Source organism: Sporosarcina sp. P3, assembly GCF_002743415.1.
Classification (GTDB): Bacteria; Bacillota; Bacilli; order Bacillales_A; family Planococcaceae; genus Sporosarcina; species Sporosarcina ureae_A.
The window spans coordinates 1-19,988 of sequence record NZ_PDZE01000020.1 but is presented as its reverse complement, the minus strand read 5'-3'; the positions used below and the strand labels follow the sequence as shown (position 1 = coordinate 19,988).

At 42.3% G+C, this 19,988-nt stretch carries 19 protein-coding genes, 1 tRNA gene, 1 rRNA gene, 1 other RNA gene and 1 other annotated feature; of the genes, 17 read left to right on the top strand and 5 right to left on the bottom strand.

Features of this window, described 5'->3' with window-relative positions:
- The 4 genes from rrf to CSV61_RS15935 all read left to right on the top strand — a co-directional run.
- Positions 1-76, top strand: a 5S ribosomal RNA gene (gene rrf, locus CSV61_RS17405); the annotation flags it as partial.
- A 458-nt stretch (positions 77-534) separates the two neighbouring features.
- Positions 535-1,017, top strand: coding sequence for a glutathione peroxidase (locus CSV61_RS15945; RefSeq protein WP_099640033.1), 483 nt, complete (start codon positions 535-537; stop codon positions 1,015-1,017).
- A gap of 105 nt (positions 1,018-1,122) precedes the next feature.
- Positions 1,123-2,589, top strand: coding sequence for an IMP dehydrogenase (gene guaB / locus CSV61_RS15940; protein WP_083034473.1), 1,467 nt, complete (start codon positions 1,123-1,125; stop codon positions 2,587-2,589).
- Between the two features lie 189 nt (positions 2,590-2,778).
- On the top strand, positions 2,779-4,134 hold the full coding sequence (locus CSV61_RS15935; RefSeq protein ID WP_304442551.1) for a D-alanyl-D-alanine carboxypeptidase family protein: 1,356 nt from the start codon (positions 2,779-2,781) through the stop codon (positions 4,132-4,134).
- Between the two features lie 23 nt (positions 4,135-4,157).
- Here the strand turns inward: CSV61_RS15935 and pdxR are convergent, their stop codons facing one another.
- Positions 4,158-5,570 carry a MocR-like pyridoxine biosynthesis transcription factor PdxR gene (gene pdxR, locus CSV61_RS15930; protein ID WP_099640032.1) on the bottom strand — a complete coding sequence of 471 codons (1,413 nt, stop codon included), beginning with the start codon at positions 5,568-5,570 and terminating at the stop codon, positions 4,158-4,160.
- A 100-nt stretch (positions 5,571-5,670) separates the two neighbouring features.
- On the opposite strand from pdxR, the gene pdxS reads away from it, so the two are divergent.
- Positions 5,671-6,516: a pyridoxal 5'-phosphate synthase lyase subunit PdxS gene (gene pdxS / locus CSV61_RS15925; RefSeq protein WP_099640031.1), complete on the top strand. Its 846-nt coding sequence runs from the start codon at positions 5,671-5,673 to the stop codon at positions 6,514-6,516.
- Between the two features lie 361 nt (positions 6,517-6,877).
- Positions 6,878-7,085: a binding site (T-box leader), on the top strand.
- A 68-nt stretch (positions 7,086-7,153) separates the two neighbouring features.
- Complete coding sequence (gene serS, locus CSV61_RS15920; protein WP_099640030.1) at positions 7,154-8,437, top strand: serine--tRNA ligase; 1,284 nt, start codon at positions 7,154-7,156, stop codon at positions 8,435-8,437.
- A gap of 97 nt (positions 8,438-8,534) precedes the next feature.
- Here serS and tadA read toward each other — a convergent pair whose 3' ends face one another.
- Entirely contained in the window at positions 8,535-9,035 is a 501-nt protein-coding gene (gene tadA / locus CSV61_RS15915) for a tRNA adenosine(34) deaminase TadA (RefSeq protein WP_099640029.1), read from the bottom strand.
- A 173-nt stretch (positions 9,036-9,208) separates the two neighbouring features.
- On the opposite strand from tadA, the gene CSV61_RS15910 reads away from it, so the two are divergent.
- Together CSV61_RS15910 and CSV61_RS15905 are read left to right on the top strand one after the other, a co-directional pair.
- A complete protein-coding gene (locus CSV61_RS15910) occupies positions 9,209-9,856 on the top strand; it encodes a deoxynucleoside kinase (RefSeq protein ID WP_099640028.1) in 648 nt (215 codons plus the stop codon).
- A complete protein-coding gene (locus CSV61_RS15905; RefSeq protein WP_099640027.1) occupies positions 9,843-10,499 on the top strand; it encodes a deoxynucleoside kinase in 657 nt (218 codons plus the stop codon). Before CSV61_RS15910 ends, CSV61_RS15905 begins: the two co-directional genes overlap by 14 nt.
- A 15-nt stretch (positions 10,500-10,514) precedes the next feature.
- Here CSV61_RS15905 and CSV61_RS15900 read toward each other — a convergent pair whose 3' ends face one another.
- On the bottom strand, positions 10,515-11,879 hold the full coding sequence (locus CSV61_RS15900; protein WP_099640026.1) for an aspartate kinase: 1,365 nt from the start codon (positions 11,877-11,879) through the stop codon (positions 10,515-10,517).
- A gap of 151 nt (positions 11,880-12,030) precedes the next feature.
- Here CSV61_RS15900 and CSV61_RS15895 point away from each other — a divergent pair, with 151 nt between their 5' ends.
- Genes CSV61_RS15895 through thrB form a run of 3 tightly spaced genes read left to right on the top strand, consistent with a single transcriptional unit; the run spans position 12,031 to position 15,284 of the window.
- Positions 12,031-13,323 (top strand): homoserine dehydrogenase, encoded by a 1,293-nt coding sequence (locus CSV61_RS15895; RefSeq protein ID WP_099640025.1) that lies wholly within the window; start codon positions 12,031-12,033, stop codon positions 13,321-13,323.
- A 6-nt stretch (positions 13,324-13,329) separates the two neighbouring features.
- Positions 13,330-14,388, top strand: coding sequence for a threonine synthase (gene thrC / locus CSV61_RS15890; protein ID WP_099640024.1), 1,059 nt, complete (start codon positions 13,330-13,332; stop codon positions 14,386-14,388).
- A complete protein-coding gene (gene thrB, locus CSV61_RS15885; protein ID WP_083034483.1) occupies positions 14,388-15,284 on the top strand; it encodes a homoserine kinase in 897 nt (298 codons plus the stop codon). Before thrC ends, thrB begins: the two co-directional genes overlap by 1 nt.
- 123 nt (positions 15,285-15,407) lie before the next feature.
- Here the strand turns inward: thrB and CSV61_RS15880 are convergent.
- Both CSV61_RS15880 and CSV61_RS15875 read right to left on the bottom strand, forming a co-directional pair.
- Positions 15,408-15,500 (bottom strand) — tRNA-Ser (locus tag CSV61_RS15880).
- 41 nt (positions 15,501-15,541) lie between these two features.
- Positions 15,542-15,766, bottom strand: coding sequence for a hypothetical protein (locus CSV61_RS15875; protein WP_099640023.1), 225 nt, complete (start codon positions 15,764-15,766; stop codon positions 15,542-15,544).
- Between the two features lie 154 nt (positions 15,767-15,920).
- Between CSV61_RS15875 and ffs the strand changes: the two genes are divergently transcribed.
- The 6 genes from ffs (at position 15,921) to CSV61_RS15845 (ending at position 19,900) form a co-directional block, all read left to right on the top strand.
- Positions 15,921-16,188, top strand: an RNA gene (gene ffs, locus CSV61_RS15870) — signal recognition particle sRNA large type.
- A 124-nt stretch (positions 16,189-16,312) separates the two neighbouring features.
- Positions 16,313-16,765, top strand: coding sequence for an S-ribosylhomocysteine lyase (locus CSV61_RS15865; RefSeq protein WP_199173656.1), 453 nt, complete (start codon positions 16,313-16,315; stop codon positions 16,763-16,765).
- Positions 16,766-16,851: 86 nt separating this feature from the next.
- Entirely contained in the window at positions 16,852-18,597 is a 1,746-nt protein-coding gene (dnaX, locus tag CSV61_RS15860) for a DNA polymerase III subunit gamma/tau (protein ID WP_099640022.1), read from the top strand.
- A gap of 21 nt (positions 18,598-18,618) precedes the next feature.
- A complete protein-coding gene (locus tag CSV61_RS15855; RefSeq protein WP_083034487.1) occupies positions 18,619-18,939 on the top strand; it encodes a YbaB/EbfC family nucleoid-associated protein in 321 nt (106 codons plus the stop codon).
- An 11-nt stretch (positions 18,940-18,950) separates the two neighbouring features.
- Positions 18,951-19,547, top strand: coding sequence for a recombination mediator RecR (gene recR, locus CSV61_RS15850; protein ID WP_029055209.1), 597 nt, complete (start codon positions 18,951-18,953; stop codon positions 19,545-19,547).
- Between the two features lie 131 nt (positions 19,548-19,678).
- Positions 19,679-19,900 carry a pro-sigmaK processing inhibitor BofA family protein gene (locus CSV61_RS15845; RefSeq protein WP_233193660.1) on the top strand — a complete coding sequence of 74 codons (222 nt, stop codon included), beginning with the start codon at positions 19,679-19,681 and terminating at the stop codon, positions 19,898-19,900.
- Positions 19,901-19,988 lie beyond the last annotated feature (88 nt).

Here is a 19,988-nt window from a genome sequence, read left to right as displayed (position 1 = left end):
CGAACACGGAAGTTAAGCTCTTCAGCGCCGATGGTAGTTGGGGGTTTCCCCCTGTGAGAGTAGGACGTTGCTAGGCACGCGAAGCCATTCCCTATGGGGAGTGGCTTTTTTGTGCTTTGTATTTGTGTTTAATAATAGAAAGAATTGAATGGAATATTGATGTATTTATACTTTACTCGCTCATAGATCTGGATTATTCGCTCTATTGCGCTGCTTAACCGCTCATTAAGTTACGATCATCGCTCAATAAGCTTGGAAAACCGCTCTATGCCTCTGTATATCCGCTCAAAGAGTCACAGTAACCGCTCAATCCCCTCACATACCCGCTCAATAAATCACAGCAACCGCTCAATCGCCCCACGTAACCGCTCAATAAATCACCCAATACACCCAATACACCCAATACACCCAATACCCCGAATACACCCAATACCCTATCTCATCCCGCTCTAAAAAACTTCCAAGCCAAACAAGACGCTAGGTATTCCTTCCATAGTCAGGTAAAATATATTAAAAGAAAAGAGGCGGTTCTGCATGACGACAGTTTATGATTTTACAGTGGATACTACTAGTGGAGAAAAGAAATCTCTAAAGGAATTTGAAGGAAGTCCAATGATCATTGTTAACACGGCGAGTAAATGCGGTTTCACAAAACAATTTAAAGAACTTCAGCAACTGTATGAAGAATATAAAGATCAAGGGCTGGTGGTACTGGGCTTCCCATCAGATAATTTTAATAACCAGGAATTTGATGATATTGATGAAACGATGAACTTCTGCCAAATGAATTATGGCGTGACGTTCCCTATGTTTGCCAAGGTAGATGTAAAAGGGGATGAAGCCGAACCTTTATTTACGTATCTAGCGGAACAGCAAAAAGGTGTATTGACGGAAGGTATCAAATGGAACTTCACGAAGTTCTTGATTGACACTAACGGACAAGTAGTTGATCGTTTTGCACCCCAGACAAATCCATTAAAGATGCAAAAGTCATTAGATAAAATGTTCAATGAATAATGGGAATAGTGAGTTTATAAACTTCTATCTTGACACGTCTCATTGACGCTGATAACCTTTTAATAATCTGAATAGACAATAGTAATTTTAGGAGGCAGAAAGTTAATGTGGGAATCAAAGTTTTCTCGTGAGGGTCTGACGTTCGATGATGTGTTATTGGTACCGGCTGCATCTGATGTATTGCCAAAGGCTGTTTCGCTATCTGTGAACTTAACAGACAGCATCAAGTTAAATATACCTATTATCAGTGCGGGGATGGATACAGTAACAGAATCCAAGATGGCAATCTCGATGGCTCGTCAAGGTGGAATCGGTGTTATTCATAAAAACATGAGTATTGAAGAACAAGCTGAGGAAGTTGTTACGGTTAAACGCTCTGAGAATGGAGTTATTAAAAATCCATTCTTCCTTACACCGGAACATCAAGTATTTGATGCAGAGCATTTAATGGGTAAATATCGTATCTCAGGTGTCCCGATCGTTAATAACATGGAAGAGAAAAAATTGGTTGGTATTTTGACAAACCGAGACCTAAGATTTATCCAGGATTATTCCATCATCATTGATGAAGTTATGACGAAAGAAAACTTGGTGACAGCTCCTGTAGGAACTACACTTGAAGAAGCAGAGAAAATGCTACAGCAATATAAAATTGAGAAGCTTCCGATCGTAGATGATAAAGGCATTCTTAATGGTTTAATTACAATTAAAGATATTGAGAAAGTTATTGAGTTCCCTAACGCGGCGAAAGATAAGGCTGGACGCTTACTCGTTGGTGCGGCTGTTGGAGTCACGGTAGACACTTCTACGCGCATTGAGAAGCTTGTACAGGCGGAAGTTGACCTAATCGTCATTGACACGGCACACGGACACTCTAAAGGTGTTATTGACACAGTGAGAGAGATCCGCGGAAACTATCCGGACCTCGCGATTGTTGCAGGTAACGTAGCAACGGCAGAAGCAGCTGAAGCATTGTATGAAGCTGGTGCTGACGTAGTGAAGGTCGGTATTGGCCCTGGTTCTATTTGTACCACACGAGTAGTGGCAGGCGTTGGTGTACCACAGATTACTGCTATCTATGAGTGTGCAACTGTTGCGCGTAAATACGGTAAGACGATTATTGCAGACGGTGGTATTAAATATTCCGGAGATATTGTTAAGGCATTAGCGGCTGGTGGACATGCGGTTATGCTTGGAAGCTTGCTTGCAGGTACTACGGAGAGCCCAGGAGAATCTGAGATCTTCCAAGGACGTCGTTTTAAAGTATACCGTGGTATGGGTTCTGTTGCAGCGATGGAAAAAGGTTCGAAAGATCGTTACTTCCAAGAAGATGAAAAGAAACTTGTCCCTGAGGGCATTGAAGGTCGTATGCCGTATAAAGGTCCTTTATCTGATACAATTCATCAGCTTTTAGGAGGAATTCGTGCAGGCATGGGGTATTGTGGTTCGAAGGATCTTGAAGCACATCGTGAAAATGCACAATTTATTCGTATGACGGGTGCTGGTTTACTGGAAAGTCATCCACACCAAGTACAAATTACAAAAGAAGCACCGAATTACTCGGTACGTTAATTTACTATATAAGGACAGTGAGGATTTCCCTCCTGTCCTTTTTTGATACGATATGACGAATTATAAAACGTGAAGAAATAGTTGGTTATTTTTGTAGGGGAATATGTGTTATTTTTGCCATAAGCATACCTGACCTGCCGAGAATATGGTACACTGATTTTTGATATTGTGACTACGGGGGTAAGATGAGTGGAAAAAGTAACACAGAGATGGTTGGCAGTTTTACTGGTGCCAATGATGTTGTTGATGACGTTTGGTATACAGGAAACTGCAGTAGCTGAGGAAAGTGAATCCTCACTTGACCTTCGTGTAAACGGGGCTATTTTGATAGATGCAGATAATGGAAGGGTCTTATACGAAGAAAACTCGGATAAGCCGCTCGGAATTGCAAGTATGACGAAAATGATGACGGAATACTTGATGTTTGAAGCACTTGATGATGGAACAATTACATGGGACCAAGAATACAAAGTTACTGAGTATACGTATAAGGTATCACAAGATCGCCGTTTGAGTAATGTACCGCTTCGTCGTGATGGATCTTATACGATCCGTGAACTTTATGAAGCTGTAGCGATTTATTCAGCGAATGCGGCAACTATTGCAATTGCCGAGTCGATTGCAGGATCTGAAGAGGAATTCGTCCAGCTAATGAATGAAAAGGCTGAAGAACTTGGTCTGACGGATTATAAATTCGTCAATTCTACGGGGTTGAACAATAGTGACTTACAAGGCATGCACCCAAGTGAGTTTGGTGAGAAGGATGAAAACGTTATGCCTGCACGTTCTGTTGCCAAACTAGCGTATCATTTATTGAAAAAGTATCCGGAAGTACTAGATACAACCAAAATACCTAAAAAAACATTCCGTGAAGGAACAAATGATGCGATTGATATGGTGAACTGGAACTTCATGTTGCCAGGCCTAGTATATGAATATGACGGAATCGATGGCTTGAAAACAGGTACTACAGAATTTGCAGGACATTGTTTTACGGGGACTGCCGTACGTGATGGCCGACGTGTTATTGCCGTTGTAATGAATGCAGTAGATGATAAGGGCGTTGGATCTTACGAAGCACGTTTCGATGCTACTCGTGCGTTATTTGATTATGGCTTTAAGGAATTTAGCGAAACAGAGCTACTTAAAGCAGGGTACCAATTTAAGAAGCAAAAAACTCTGGACGTTACGAAAGGGAAAGAAAAAAAAGTAGCGATTGCTACCAAGCAACCTATTCGTATGTTAGTTCACAATGAAGACGATCAAGACTATACAACTGAACTCGTATTAGATGAGAAGTTGGTAAAAAACGGACAAATACAAGCACCAATTAAAAAAGGTACCGTTGTTGGCCATGTCAAGCTAGTAAAAAAAGACGGATCAGATTATGATTTTATTAATGATAAAGTAGTCGATACAGAAGTCGTCGCGATTGAAGAAGTGAAGAAAGCTGGTCGACTCTCGCTAACTGTGGGGGCAATTGGTAATTTCTTTTCAAATGCATGGAATAGTTCAACTGGTTTCGTAAAAGGCTTATTTAATTAACTACAAAGAGACAGCGTACCTACTCAGGTATTGCTGTCTCTTTGTATATTCCACACGTCAAGCAACTTTGGAATGGCCAGTTTAATATCTTCCTCGCTTAATCCGCCGAAACCGATTAAGAATGAAGGAGTGGATTGATCGGGCATTACCTTATAGGTATCTAGACCACGGACTTTAATGCCGGATTGAAGTGCTTCATCAATTAGTTCCTTTTCTGTTTTATCCGTATGAACGTGAAGCAGGACATGCATACCGGCTTCATCACCAGAGAATGAAATATGTGGTTCATACAATTTTAATAAACTCGTCAATGTATGCATCTTTCGACGATAAATTTTACGCATACGATTCAGATGGCGCGAAAATTGTCCATCCGCCATGAAGCGTGCCAGTATGTGCTGGTCAATCCGCGGTACAGAAGAAGAGTAGGGGATGAAAGCCTGTCGGTACGTATCTAGTAGTCTTGGCGGTAACACCATGTAGGCGATGCGCATAGATGGCATAAGTGATTTGGTAAACGTACTTAAATAAATAACATTTTCACCTTTATCCATTCCCTGCAAGGAAGGGATAGGCCGTCCACGGTAACGGAACTCACTGTCATAATCATCTTCAATAATAAAAAACTCAGAATTTAGTGCGGCCCAATTCAAAAGAGCGGTTCTGCGGGCTGCAGACAGCACTGTACCGGTTGGAAACTGGTGAGAAGGGGTAACGTAGGCTATAGAAGCATCAGACCGTTGTAGTGCCTTTACGTCGAGCCCTTCTTGGTCGACTGCGATGGGAATGGTCTTTCTATAGTTTTCGGAAAAGACGTGCTTCGTCATTAGGTAGCCCGGATCTTCAATTGCATAGCGAGCCTCTTCTCCCAGTAATCTGATAATTAAAGGTAAAAGCTGTTCAGTACCGGAACCGACAATAATTTGTTCAGGTGTACAATCTACTCCTCGCGAGTGATATAGATAACGGGCAATTTCCTGACGTAATTCAATATCGCCATGCGGATCTCCAAGTAGTAATAAGTGGGCATGTGATGTATCCATAATATCTCGCGCATACTTTCTCCAAATGATGAATGGGAAGTTCTCCGTGTCAATGGAACCTGGTGAAAAGTCGTAATGGACGGGTTTGGTTATAGGCATCTCGTCTACGGTGTCTGATTTCACAGGCTGTACATAGGCGAGTTCCTCTAATGCCTGCACGAAATAACCTTTTCGTGGTTCTGCGGCAATAAAACCTTCTGCTGTCAGTTGATCATAAGCCATTTCAATTGTTGTCTGGCTGACACCTAGGAACTCCTCCAGTTGACGTTTGGAGGGGAGTTTCATGCCAACAGGGAACTTGCCATCGATCATGTCCTGTTTGATTTGATTATATATTTGCTGATAAAGCGGGATATTCGAATCCTTTTGAAGCTCGATAAAAATCATGTCCATAGTGAACCCTCTAATCTGACCATGTTGTTTGATATGCAACTGGCTATTTTCATATGGTCAATTTCAATTATACTGAAAATAACAAAAAGGGGGAAATGAAATGAACTTTAATTATGGCGGCGTTATTATGGATGTAATCAATGCAGAGCAAGCAAAGGTGGCGGAAGCAGCTGGAGCGATTGCGGTTATGGCACTAGAGAGAGTACCTTCTGATATTCGAGCAGCAGGTGGTGTTGCACGTATGGCAGACCCACGAATCGTAGAAGAGGTACAAAAGGCAGTGTCTATTCCTGTCATGGCGAAAGCACGTATTGGCCATATTTCAGAAGCACGTGTATTAGAAGCGCTAGGCGTGGATTTCATTGACGAAAGTGAAGTACTAACACCTGCGGACGACGAGTTTCACTTATTGAAGAGTGATTTCAGCGTACCATTTGTTTGTGGAGCAAGAAACCTTGGTGAAGCAGCGCGTCGTTTAGGTGAAGGGGCAAAAATGCTTCGTACAAAAGGCGAACCAGGAACAGGAAATATCGTAGAAGCCGTGCGTCACTTGCGGATGATTAATGCTCAAGTAAGTAAAGTAGTCCATATGAGCAAAGACGAGTTGATGACAGAAGCCCGTAATCTGGGTGCTCCATATGAAGTATTATTAGCCATTAAAGAAGCGGGTCGTTTACCGGTTGTGAACTACTCTGCTGGGGGTGTTGCAACGCCTGCTGACGCAGCATTGATGATGGAACTTGGAGCGGATGGAGTATTTGTAGGTTCAGGTATTTTCAAATCGGAAAATCCGGAATCATTTGCACGTGCAATTGTAGAAGCTACGGCTAACTATCAAGATTATGAGTTGATCGCTAAGCTGTCAAAAGGGATTGGTACACCGATGAAAGGTTTGGAAATTTCACAGCTTGCGGAAAGTGAATTGATGGCGATTCGTAGTTCATAATTTGTGATTTTGTTAGTCGGTTGAGGGCAGCGGTAGTAAACTTCTAAGCTGCATGGGCATAGCAGAAGTACGTCCAACCATGAGTCAACTTGCAAGGTACACTAGTTGACTCATGGTCACGGCGGCCCCCGACAGTGGCATCTAGTATAGAGTAGGGGCCAAGTTGAATCTCTCCGGAATAGAAATGGGTTAGCCAGGAGTTAATATTAAAAGATATTTCTCGGGAAAGTATCTTTTGTTCAGATTTCTACATCCAAAAAGGAAGTCATACGCTCTACTATTTACGATGTATCTTATACAAAAAAGCACCATGTCCCTTGTCAATGATTAGAAACTGTAGTATGGTATATTTAATTTCACATACATTACGATGATAGGAAGCAGTAGCAATCGTGTTTTTTGTAGAGAGCCAGCGGGTGGTGGAAGCTGGTAAAGACCATTGTGAATCCGTCCTGGAGTAGCAAAGCCGAATCAGTAGGTTTTGCCGGTCAGTTGAGCCGATATCTCAAACAAGTGGGCTGGATAATCAGTCAATTTGGGTGGCAACGCGGGTAGTTCTCGTCCCTATTTTAGGGGATGGAGGGCTTTTTTTATTGTTTTTTATTATCGGTAATGCAAATACAAGGAGGCGGATGGCGTGCTAGACAGTAAATTATTGCGTGCGAATTATGAAGAAGTAAAAGCAAAACTTAGTAAACGTGGAGAAGATTTAGCCGACTTTGAAAAATTTGGCGGACTTGATGAGAAACGTCGTGAAATTTTATCAAAAGTAGAAGTGCTGAAAGCTGAACGCAATGAAGTATCACAGCAAGTAGCACAAATGAAGCGTAATAAAGAAGACGCGGACGAAGTCATTGCCAAGATGAAAAAGGTCGGCGAGGAAATCAAAGCATATGATCAAGAACTTTCCAAAGTAGAAGAGGAATTGAATTACGTGCTTATGCGTATTCCGAACATACCACATGATAGCGTGCCAGTAGGGGACAGCGAAGATGACAACGTAGAAGTCCGCGTGTGGGGAGAGATTCCAACATTTGATTACGAACCAAAACCGCACTGGGAAATTGGAACGGATCTTCAACTACTTGATTTTGAACGAGCAGCAAAAGTAACAGGTAGTCGTTTTGTGTTTTATCGCGGGCTCGGTGCACGACTTGAACGTGCGTTAATCAACTTCATGCTTGATCTTCATCAAGAAGAACACGGTTATGAGGAAATGCTACCACCGTATTTGGTAAACCGTACAAGCTTGACTGGAACGGGACAACTGCCGAAGTTTGAAGAAGATGCGTTCTTAATTGAAGAAGAGGACTACTTCTTGATCCCGACATCTGAAGTTCCTGTCACCAATTTCTATCGCGATGAAATCCTGGAAGGATCTAAGTTGCCAATTGCTTTCACTGCGTATAGTACAAATTTCCGTTCTGAAGCAGGTTCTGCAGGGCGTGATACGCGTGGATTAATTCGCCAGCACCAGTTTAATAAAGTAGAGTTGGTTCGCTTTGTGAAACCGGAAGATTCATACGATGAGTTGGAGAAGTTAACTGGCCATGCGGAAAAAGTATTGCAGTTATTGAAATTACCGTATCGTGCGCTCAAGATGTGTACAGCGGATTTAGGTTTCACGGCTGCCAAGAAGTACGACTTGGAAGTATGGATTCCTACACAAAATGTTTATCGAGAAATTTCTTCTTGTTCTAACTTTGAAGATTTCCAAGCTAGACGAGCACATATCCGTTTCCGTCGTGAGCCAGGTGCAAAGCCTGAGTATGTTCATACGTTAAATGGTAGCGGTTTGGCTGTTGGTCGTACAGTAGCAGCGATATTGGAGAATTATCAGCAGGAAGATGGTTCTGTTTTAATTCCCGAAGTGCTTCGACCATATATGGGTGGAAAGGAAAAGATTGAAGCGCCTAAGTAAGAAGTAATGCGCTAGTGGTCTGTTCATTGCATAAGCAAAGACTGGGCTTTTCCAAATATCAAAACTAATTAGTGAAATACCAAAAGAAGCCCAATGCTTACGAGTTTTTCTCTAAGCGTTGGGCTTCCTTTTTTGCAGCTTTTCTTTTATCTCTCAGTGATCGAAAGAAGGTAGTTAAGAGTTGTCCGCATTCTTCAGCGAGGACGCCTTCAGTTACAATGCACTCATGATTGAATCGAGGGTCGTTAAGTAGTTGATAAAAAGTATGGACACAACCTCCTTTTGGGTCACGTGCACCGTAGACGACTCGCGGAATACGTGATTGTAGTATGGCACCTGCGCACATAGGGCATGGTTCGAGTGTAACGTATAATGTAGTGTCTTCTAAACGCCAACTTCCAACCTTCTCACAAGCAACTTGGATGGCAGAAAGTTCTGCGTGTGTGACTGCATTTTGAGTGGTTTCACGCAGATTATGGGCCGTAGCAATGACTTCATCGTTATATATAATGACTGCGCCAATTGGAACTTCAGCCAGTGCGGCAGCTTTTTCTGCCTCTTCTATTGCTAGTCTCATGTAGTATTCATCATCTTTCATCGATTCATCACTCCTTATCAACAGTCTACCATGCGGAACATCAAAATCAATTAGTGAAATGTTCCACGTGAAACAGATGAAGAGGAAACGCTACATAACGCAATATAAATCTCATCCTATAGGGGCGTCTATGATAAAATGATTAGGTAATGATTTGAAAGGATGAGTGGTATATGTTTGTCCCGTTTATTGCGGTAGAAGGTCCGATTGGAGTAGGGAAGACTACGCTCACAGCAGCAATTGCTGAGACCTTTTCATATAATCAATTAAGAGAAATAAGTGGGGAAAATCCTTTTCTCGATCAGTTTTATCAAGACAAAGAAAAGTGGAGTTTCCAGACTGAAATGTTTTTCCTATGTAATCGATATGAACAATTGAAGGAAATCAATAGAGAATATATATCACAAGGGTTACCCGTGGTGGCCGATTACCATGTATTCAAAAACATGTTATTCGCACAACGTACTTTGGAGTCGAAAGATTTTGTGAAATATAAAGAAATCTATCATATTTTGACGAAAGACCTTCCGATGCCAAATATCATTATTTCATTGTCAGCATCCATTCCTACATTGCTCAATCGAATCGATGAGCGTGGACGTTCGTATGAATCGGATATGGATCCTGATTATTTACTGCAACTATCTAAAGATTACCGTACGTACTTACCAGAGTTTGAGGCAACACATCCTGACATCCAAGTTATCCATATAAACGGAGATGAAGTGGACTATGTGCGCAGCAAAGATGACATGGATGCAATACTAAGCAAAGTTTTTGAAGCAGTCCAGAAAGGTTTGAAACTAAATGAAGTCACCTAATGTACCAAAAAACAGTGTTTTTGCAGTAGCGGGAATGGTAGGGGTAGGGAAGTCAACAATGGCACATGCAATTGCCAAAAGACTTGGCTTTCAAGAATCTTTGGAAAACGTAGCAGAAAATCCATACTTAGAGAGATTTTATGATGACTTTGAACGTTGGAGTTTTCATTTGCAAATCTTCTTTTTAGCAGAACGCTTTAAAGAACAAAAACATATTTTTGAAAGCGGAGGCGGTTTTGTACAAGATCGTTCCATCTATGAAGACGTGGGGATCTTTGCCAAAATGCACGCTGATGAAGGAACTATGGAAGCGGTCGACTTTGAAACTTACATGAATCTATATGAAGCAATGGTAATGACACCGTATTTCCCACATCCAAATGCTCTCATATATTTGGAAGGACCTTTACCTGTCATTCTTGAACGTATTGAAGAGCGTGGTAGAAATATGGAACTGCAAACACCAAGAAGTTATTGGGAAGAGATGTATCGTCGCTATGAACAGTGGATTGATTCGTTTACTGCATGCCCAGTCATTCGACTGAATATCGAAGAATATGACCTATTAGAAAATGAAGAGGATATTGAGTTGATTATCGGAAGAATTGCTGATGAGATGAAAAAATCGACACCCCCTATATAGGGAGTGTCGATTGAATTAAGAAACAGGGACTTCTGTAAAGAATTCCTGATATAGTTCTCGAAGAACAATGTTTTCATCTTTTTCTTGAATACCGAATACTAAACTGACTTCTGAAGATCCTTGGTTAATCATTTCGATATTAGCACCTGTACGTGCAATCGCGGATGCTGCCCGTGCTGCCAACCCTCTTGCGTGACGCATGCCTTCACCCACGAGCACTACCATGGAATAATCACGTTGGAAATGTACGTCGTCAGGACATAACTCCTGTTCAATGCGCTTAATAATACGGGCTTCTTTTGCCGGTGTTAAATGTTCGTCGCGAATAATGACAGACAAGTTATCGATACCTGATGGTGTATGCTCAAATGGAATTTCTTCTTCTTCTAGAATTTGTAGTAAGTGACGTCCAAAACCAATTTCCAAGTTCATCAAGTATTTAGCAACAAAGAGTGTAGAGAATCCTTTATCGGCAGCAATTCCGACAACGGATTGAAGATTATGGTCACGATCTCGTACAATCATGGTGCCTGGCGCACTGGGATTGTTCGTGTTCTTGATACAAACCGGAATCTTGTGACGGAATGCGGGTACTAAAGCTTCCTCGTGGAATACAGAAAATCCTGCATATGCAAGTTCGCGCATTTCCCGGTATGTCATCGAATCGATTGCACGGGGATTTTCAATCACTGTTGGGTTCGCTGAGAAAACCGAATCCACATCAGTAAAATTTTCATAAAGTTCTGCATTTGTTGCTGCTGCTAGTAGAGCGCCTGTAATATCGGAACCACCACGATTGAACGTACGCAATGTTCCGTCATCTGTGTAACCAAAGAAGCCCGGAAAAACAATAATACCCTCTTTATCGCGTAATGTGCAGAGCTTTTCATTGCCTTCTGGAAGAGCACGTACACGTTCTGGGCGGTGGTTAACTAGTAATCCACCTTCACGGGGATTTACATATTCCGCTTCGACACCGATATGTTGGAAATAAGCCGCAATCATTTTCGCATTATTATCTTCCCCTGCAGCTTTCAAACTGTCTACGTATAGAATTTCATCTGACTGATCTTTATTGAGGCGTCGAATAATATCCTGCTCGATTACTTGCGCAATGTTTTCATCTAAGCCAAGTCCTTCTGCAATTTCCTTGTACCGGTCTACAACTAGTTGTAGTGCGTCTGTTGTGTCATTACCGGCAAGTGATGCATTTGCCAAGTCAATAAGCAAATCAGTTACCTTGTTATCGGAAGAAAAGCGTTTACCTGGTGCAGAAACTACGACGATCTTTCTTGTTGGGTCGGATACGACAATGTCGACCACTTTCCGAATTTGTTCTGCGGATGCGACGGATGTTCCGCCAAATTTACAAACTTTCATTGAGTACCATATCCTTTTTTTGAGATTATCTATCTATTTTTAGAAGATTCATGAAAACAGGTTGTTATTAAAGGCAGAATTCTCTATAATTGTCCTTACACGAAGAACGATTGTTTTTTCATAGTGTACATATAGTTAGGAGAATCGTCAAATGAAAAATGAGAAAAATGAAATTAATATCGGCTTGTTAGGGTATGGTGTAGTGGGTAGCGGTGTGGCAACAATTTTGCATAATCACCAAGATGACCTGCGACACAAGCTCGGTGTTCCCGTGTCTATTAAGAAAGTTCTTGTTAAAAACTTGGATAAAAAACGTAATGGCGTGATACCTAAAGAAATGTTCACTACATCACTCGATGAAGTGTTAAATGATCCTGAAATTGATTTAATTATTGAAGTAACGGGCGGTTCTTCTGACGCAATTCGTCGTTCCCTTGAAGCAGGTAAGGGCGTTGTCACTGCGAACAAGGATGTCATGGCGGAGTCAGGGCCTGAATTGTTGAAATTAGCCGATGAAAATAAATGTGACTTACTATATGAAGCGAGTGTAGGTGGCGGTATTCCACTAATCCGTACATTGGAAGATGGTTTGGCGTCTGACCGAATCACTGCGTTGACGGGAATCGTCAACGGAACGACTAATTTCATTTTAACAAAGATGAAGCATGAAAATAAGACTTATGAAGATGCATTAGCGGAAGCAACGGAATTAGGCTTTGCAGAAGCTGATCCTTCAGCGGACGTAGATGGTATTGATGCAGCGCGTAAGATGGTTATTCTCGCGTCTCTATCTTTTTCCACGGAAGTGCATCTTGACGATGTATTTGTCCGTGGGATGAAAGAGATTGCAGACGGAGATCTTCAGCTTGCGGAACAATTCGGGTACACGATTAAGATGACGGGTTCTGCTAAAAAAGACGGGGAAGAAATCGAAGTCGCTGTTGAGCCGGTGTTTGTTCCTAACTCTCATCCTCTAGCTACAGTCAATAATGAATTCAACGCAGTGTATGTGTACAGTGATTCAGTAGGCGAGACCATGTTCTACGGCCCTGGAGCCGGCTCATTACCTACAGCAACTTCCGTAACAGGTGACGTAGTAGCAGCTTGTCGTAATATTTTGTTAGGCGTAAACGGTAAGAGAATGCACGCACCGCAATTTGAGCGCAAAGTAAAAACAGATGATCAGAAATATGCTCGCTATTTCCATCGTATTACCGTACGTGATGAAGTAGGTGTGTTGACAGAATTGACATCTATTTATAGCCACCACAAGGCAAGTTTAGCGACAGTCGTTCAGGACTCCGATTTACATGAAGAAGGCGCAGACTTAATCTTTATTACACATAAAATTTCTCGTCAACAACATTTAGATATTTTAGCAGACTTAAAAGATACACCTGCGGTCATTGACATTTCTAGTCATTACCGTGTGGAAGGAGAATAAGGAATTATGAGAAGATGGAATGGACTAATCGAAGAATATAAAGAATGGTTACCGGTGACGGAAAATACTCCTGCATTAACACTACAAGAAGGAAATACACCGCTAATTCATCTTGAAAATTTATCAAAACAGTGGGGTATTAATCTGTATGTGAAAACAGAAGGGACAAATCCAACTGGTTCATTTAAAGATCGAGGAATGGTAATGGCAGTTGCGAAGGCAAAAGAAGAAGGAAAGACAGCGTTGATCTGTGCTTCAACGGGTAACACATCTGCTGCAGCTGCTGCATATGGTGCACGTGCAGGTATGCGTACAATTGTTGTTATTCCTGAAGGTCGTATTGCATTAGGCAAGCTGGCACAGGCCAAAATGTATGGTGCAGAAATCGTAGCTATTGAAGGAAACTTTGATGAAGCGCTACGCATGGTACGTGAAGTAGGCGAAGGGAAAATTGCGTTGGTCAACTCCGTGAATCCTTATCGTCTTGAAGGGCAGAAGACGGTAGCATTTGAAGCGATTGAACAACTTGGTAAAGTACCGGATATCTTCGCTTTACCTGTTGGAAACGCAGGTAATATATCTGCAGCTTGGAAGGGTTTCAAAGAGTATGCAGAGAAAAAAGGTACAGGTACACCAAAATTACTAGGAGTTCAAGCAGATGGTGCAGCACCCATTGTATATGATCGCGTGTTTGAGGAGCCTGAAACGGTGGCAACAGCAATTCGTATTGGAAACCCCGCAAGCTGGCACTTAGCGACTCAAGCACTTGAAGAATCAGGCGGAGATATCTTGTCCGCTACTGATGAAGAAATCCTTGAAGCCTATCAATTACTCGCTGCAACAGACGGAATCTTTGCAGAGCCTGCGTCTTGTGCAACCATTGCAGGCATTAAGAAAAGACTTGATGCGGGGCTAATTGAAAAAGGAACGACGATTGTCGGAATCCTGACAGGTAACGGACTAAAAGATCCTGAAACAGCAATCAATGTCAATGCGCATAAACCTATGATGACAAATGAACAGTTCAATAACTTTTTGAAAGAATTGAAAGAGGGGAATAACTAATGACAGAAGCCGGTTTTTCAGTAACCGTGCCAGCCACAACGGCTAATCTCGGACCCGGCTTCGATCATTTAGGTCTTGCCCTTTCACTTAACATGACGATAGAAGTTGCACCGGCCGACGCATGGTATGTTTTGTATCAAGATAAGGAATATAATGCATTGCCTATGGACGAAACCAATCTAATTGTCCAGACCATCCAGCATGTAGCATCGAGGTATGATCAAGTCATTGCATCACAAAGGTTAGTAGTACATTCGGATATACCTTTAGGAAAAGGTCTAGGCAGTAGTGCTACAGCAATTGCTGCAGGAATTGAAATTGCAAGTGAACTGGCAGATTTGCAACTATCACCCAAAGATAAGTTGCGGATCGGCAGTGAATTAGAAGGGCATGCTGATAATGTCACCGCTGCATTGATTGGAGGGATGACAGTATCGTATTTCACAGAAGATGAGATGGAAGTACTGACATTCCCGGCACCTCCGATCGGTGTTGTCATCTTAGTGCCTCCAGTTGCTTTAAAGACAGAAGCTTCCCGGGGACTACTGCCTGAACAACTGACGCATAAAGTAGCAGTACGCGGGAGTGCGGCAGGTAGTGTGATGACAGCTGCAATTGCACAATCGGATTGGGTGACGGCAGGGCGTATGATGGAACGAGATCTATATCATGAACCCTACCGAAAAGTAGGATTCCCTAACTTTGATGAAATACGTTTGGCTTGTAAGGAAGCAGGAGCGTACGGCATGACAATCAGCGGAGCAGGACCGTCCCTCTTTGTAGCCGTACCGCCAGAAACAGAACAACAAGTGGCGGCTTCATTAGAACAAAAATTTCCACATTACCAAGCACTTGCACTGCAACCAGCAGAGACAGGCGCATACATTACAAAATAAAAACAGCGTCAGGACTGAATCAGTCACTGGCGCTGTTTTTTGTAATAGATGTATTTCTACTTAGACATTTAATTTTAAGCAATAAAAAAACGTTACATCGAGTAACGTGTGTTGTCAAAAATATGGCGGAGGAAGAGGGATTCGAACCCCCGCGGGCTTTAACACCCCTGTCGGTTTTCAAGACCGATCCCTTCAGCCGGGCTTGGGTATTCCTCCGTATCAGACAAATAATATCTTACCACGTCATTTTAAAAGCGTCAACCATTATTTTTTCTTTTTTCTTTTCGGCGATAAATGAAGCGCCAGCAATAGAAACTTACCAAGGCAACAGTCTGTATTAGAGCGGCATACATGAAGTTAAAATCTGAACTCGAGAAAATAATCATCAGTAAGCCGAGTAAGACGGCAGGCAAAACAATGGTCGCATAGATGCGTACTTCGGGATTATGGAAACTGAGCTCATAACGTTTAGTCGAAGCCATGCTAATCACCTCACGTATTTCATTTAGTATACTACTCTATATGGTCAATTGAAAAGGTTTTGTACTGTCTACGCGGCGGGATTTTGAAACACACTCCGATGAATCCAAGGTTTACCGTTGCAATCATGATGAACAATGGGTATAATAAGTAATGCCGTGCTAGGTGGGGAATTAGCGGTGCCCTGTAACTTGCAATCCGCTCTAGCAAGACTGAACTCCTTTATCCGAGGCTGTCCGCATGTAGGGTCTGCCTTTTGCACGTAGTGTTGACGTCTGGGTCCTGCGCAATGGGAACCCATGAATCATGTCAGGTCCGGAAGGAAGCAGCATTAAGTGGACTCTCTCATGTGCCGCGGGGTAGCCTAGACCGAGCCAACGACAAGAGTAACGCTTATGTGCGGCAGTCGAAGAAAGGTGCACGGCATTAATTCAATAATTCACTCGTCCATATCATTATGGGCGAGTTTTTTATGTCCCTTGAATAGTGTATACTTCAAAGTAGTACGCATAACTGAAAGGGAGCGATTTACATTGTCTGAGAAAAAAATGAACGTTGAAAGTTTCAATTTGGATCATACGAAAGTGAAAGCACCTTATATTCGACTAGCAGGAACCACAGAAGGAAAGAATGGCGACAAAATATTGAAATATGATATCCGTTTCTGCCAGCCGAATACAGACCACATGAATATGCCGGCACTTCACTCATTGGAACATATGATGGCAGAATTCAGCCGAGACCATTCGGATCAAATTGTTGATATCAGTCCTATGGGTTGTCAGACAGGATATTATCTAGCTGTAATCAATCATGACGATTATAACGACATCCTCTCTATAGTAGAGAAAACGTTAAACGACGTACTGTTAGCAACAGAAGTACCAGCATGTAATGAAGTACAGTGTGGCTGGGCGGCCAGTCATAGCCTTGAAGGTGCAAAAGAAATTGCACGTACAATGCTTGATAAGAAAGATGAGTGGACGGAAGTATTTGCGTAATATATCCAAGCGATACACGGTCAAAAAAACGTATTTCATGCTATAATAGAAGTATTATGCAATCGGAGAAAAAGGGGGAAATGCAGTTGATTTATCAAGCACTATACCGCGCTTACAGACCGCAGGCTTTTGGTGAGATGTCAGGTCAGCAGGCGATCAAACAAACTCTGCAAAATACCCTACTCCATCAGAAGACGACGCATGCATATCTATTTTCAGGACCTCGTGGAACGGGAAAGACAAGTGCGGCGAAGATTTTTGCAAAAGCGTTAAATTGTGAAAATGGTCCAGCAGCAGAACCTTGTAATGAATGCGAGACATGTAAAAGCATCACAGAGGGATCTAACACAGACGTCATCGAATTTGACGCGGCATCTAATTCACGCGTAGAAGAAATTCGCGACATTATTGAACGTGTACATGTGGCACCTTCCAATGCACGATTTAAAGTCTATATTATTGATGAAGTGCATATGCTGTCCAATTCCGCTTTTAACGCATTGCTCAAGACACTGGAAGAACCTCCTGCCCATGTCGTATTTATTCTGGCAACTACAGAACCTCATAAGTTGCCGCTCACCATCATTTCCAGGTGTCAGCGATTTGATTTCAAACCGATTACGTCACCTGAAATTATTGAGCGAATGGAAAAGGTGATTGGAGATATTGGCGTTACCGCGGAGATTGGAGCATTACGCGCAATCGCACAAGCTGCAACAGGTGGTATGCGTGATGCACTTAGTATGCTCGATCAAGCCGTGTCATTTAGCGGAGATGAGTTGACAACGAGTGACGCCCTACTCGTGACTGGAGCAATTGGTGAAGACATCTTTTATCAGCTAGCACAATCTATTCAAGCGAAAGATGCCGGATCTGCATTGTCTTTATTGCACGAACTGATTGCGGAAGGAAAGGATGTCGGCAGACTTGCTGAAGATATGATTACATTCTTCCGTGATATGCTACTGCTTGGCACGGCACCCGAATTGACAGATCTTCTGGAATTGATTTCAGACGGCGATAAATTTCAGGAGCTTGCCCAGGAGTTTCATTCGGATGAATTGTATCGGTATATCGATATCCTTTCAAAAACACAACAAGAAATGCGTTTTTCTAATCATGGGAAGGTCTATATTGAATCCGCTTTATTAAAAATGATTCATTCCGGAGAGCAACGACAAGTATCTACTTCTACAGCTGACCCTGAAATGGCTCAGAAGCTTGCGTTGCTAGAACAGACGGTTAGACAACTTCAGCAACAACTAGCAGCAGGGGCAGTGCAACAGGCAGCTGAGCCGCAAGCACCAGCAAAAAGGGCTGCTTCAACTGCTTCCAGATCTGCCAAAGTACCAACAGGTAAAATTGTAGAAGTATTAAAAGCAGCAACGAAGTCTGATATCCAAGTGATTCGCGAGCAATGGGCGGGTATGATGCAGAGTATGCAACGCTCCCATGCTGCTTTATTGGAAGAGACGGAGCCCGTAGCAGCATCGGAATCGGCTTTTGTGCTAAAATTCAAATATGAAATTCATTGCTTGATGGCTTCTGAAAATGCTACATTACAAGCAGGCTTATCGGATGCGTTACTACGGTTAACAGGTAAGGGCTATGAAGTAGTATACGTAGCAGAGGAAAGCTGGTTGGAGGTTCGTGCTGATTTCATTCGAAAAAGTGGATTAACCAGTCAGAAAAGCAAGGAAAACCCTCAACAGTCAGGTGAGGAACAACCAACTTCAGCGTTTATGGAAGAAGCATCAATTGAAGATGCCGATCCACTCGTAACTGAAGCTGAGAAAATGTTTGGAAAAGATTTTATTACAATAGAAGAGTAATTTACTAAGGAGGAATTATTTATGCGTGGAGCAGGGAATATGCAAGGTATGATGAAGCAAATGCAGAAGATGCAAAAGAAGATGGCGGAGGCACAAGCAAACTTGGGCAATGAGCGAATGGAAGGTACAGCAGGTGGCGGCATGGTAAAAGTAATCGTGTCAGGCCATAAAGAAGTACTTGAAGTTATTATTGATCCAGAAGCGGTAGATCCAGAAGACGTAGAAATTCTACAAGACTTAATTGTTATCGCGACAAATGATGCGATTGCAAAAGCGGAAGAAATTACGAACTCCACAATGGGCCAATTCACAAAAGGAATGAACTTGCCTGGGATGTTCTAGGAGGTTGTATAATGCATTATCCTGAACCTATATCTAAATTAATGGATAGTTTTATGAAGTTGCCAGGCATCGGCCCCAAAACTGCGGGTCGTCTGGCGTTTTTTGTATTAAGTATGAAAGAAGACACTGTGCTGGATTTCGCTAAAGCATTAGTGGATGCGAAACGTAACCTCCAATTCTGTTCAGTCTGTGGCCATATTACAGATATCGATCCATGCTATATTTGTCAGGATCAATCCCGTGACCGCACAACAATTTGCGTCGTGCAGGATCCGAAAGACGTGATTGCTATGGAAAAAATGCGTGACTATCGCGGTTTATACCATGTCTTACAAGGTGCAATATCGCCGATGGATGGTATCGGTCCGGAAGATATCAATGTTCCCTCGTTGTTAACAAGACTTCAGGAAGACGAAGTGGAAGAATTAATTCTTGCGACGAACCCTACTATAGAAGGAGAAGCAACAGCTATGTATATTTCAAGGCTTGTCAGACCATCCGGAATCACGACTACACGTATTGCCCACGGCTTACCTGTAGGTGGAGATCTCGAATACGCGGATGAAGTTACATTGTCTAGAGCATTAGAAGGCCGTCGTGAATTATAGAAAAGCGTGGAAAGATAGACTACGAGTGGACTAATTCTCCGCAGAGACGCATATAGATAAGAATCTATGAAATAGAAAGGGCGTTTTCTGTGAGGATTTTAGTCATAGCCATATTAGGAGTCGTATCATTATTGCTGTTAAGTATGAGCCGGACCACTCTTGAAAAAAACATGGAACGCTTATCGGTATTCTGGTTTAGATTAGCTTTTGCGTTCTTTATTCTTTTCTTAATGAACATAGCCGGTGGATTTATTGGCATCTACGTACCTGTTAACATTGCATCCGGTATGATCTTAGCGATACTAGGAGTCCCTGGATTCGCGGCACTATGCGGTTTCGCCATTCTTTTTTAAAAGAATGGTGAAAAAGCTTGCATTCTAATAAACACGGTGGTATATTTATAAGCGTCGCATCAAGCGGTTGCCAAAACATCAAACTTAA